Annotated in this window: 1 protein-coding gene; it reads right to left on the bottom strand. The window is 41.5% G+C overall.

Going from position 1 to position 1219, the window contains the following annotated elements:
• On the bottom strand, positions 1 to 1219 hold a 1219-nt coding region (locus ABE34_RS12930), incomplete at both ends, for a non-ribosomal peptide synthetase (RefSeq protein WP_197142973.1).

The following is a 1219-nucleotide window of genomic DNA, read 5'->3' as shown; positions in this document are numbered from 1 at the left end:
GCAGCCATCTTGCAAGGTCTCCAGAACGGTACATCCTTCCTTCACCAAATGGATTCTTCACGAACTTCTCTTCTGTCAGTTCAGGACGATTTAGATAGCCTCTGGCTAATCCGTCACCTACAATACATAATTCTCCTGGCACACCGATGCCACAAAGGTTATCTCCATTCAGAATATATACTTGAGTATTACTGACTGGTTTTCCAATTGGAATGTTTTCGAAATTCTCTGGAATTTCGTATGTGGTTGTAAATGTCGTATTCTCTGTCGGACCATATCCGTTTGTCAGAATGGTTTCTTTATTATGCTCTTTCATCATTCGAACATGGGCATCCGAAAGTTTCTCTCCACCGATTAACAGATGTCTCAGCGTATCAAACACCGTCACATCTTCAGAGATTGTTTGATTAAAGAGCGTTGATGTGAGCCACATCGTAGTAACCTTGTTGTTTCTAATTGCTTGTTTTAATTGCACATGGTCTGTAATGATTTCCTGAGATGTAATCACTACTTTCCCACCATTCAAGAACGCTCCCCATATCTCTAATGTCGACGCATCAAACGATAGGGAACCTGTTTGTAAGATTACTGTATTTTCATTTAGTTCAATATAATCAGTATCTCTTACAAGACGTACTACATTTCTGTGGGAAATCACACTTCCTTTTGGTTTGCCTGTCGTTCCGGATGTATAGATACAGTAGATTAAGTCTTCCGCCTTGTTGACCTTCTCTGGATTCTGGATATTTCCTTCCCAGATTCCTGCTTCTTTTAAGTCCATCTTTGTTAGGTCGGTTTCATACTCTGCCCCGTAAAGTAACAAAGCCTTTGGCTGACAGTCTTCCAACATAAACTTGATTCTTTCTTCTGGATACGTTGGATCGATTGGTACATAAGCGGCTCCGGCCTTGATGATTCCATAAATTCCGGTGATCACCTCGATACTTCTTTCTGCCATGATCGCTACGAAGTCATCTGGTCTTACGCCCAGTTCTCTTAACTTATGAGCTAACACATTGGCTCTTTCATTCAGCTCTCGGTAGCTTACTTCTTCTTCTTCGAAGACTAAAGCAATCTGATTTGGTGTTTTAGCTGCCTGTTCTTCGAACAGTTCGACTACCGTCTTCTCTCTCGGATACTCTGTCTTGGTTGCGTTAAAGTCATGAAGGATCTTTTCTTTTTCATCCTCCGTCACCATCTCTACTTGTCCAAGCAGACA

The organism is Lysinibacillus sphaericus, assembly GCF_015844675.1.
GTDB lineage: Bacteria > Bacillota > Bacilli > Bacillales_A > Planococcaceae > Lysinibacillus > Lysinibacillus sphaericus_E.
This window is presented reverse-complemented; position numbering and strand designations above follow the sequence as displayed.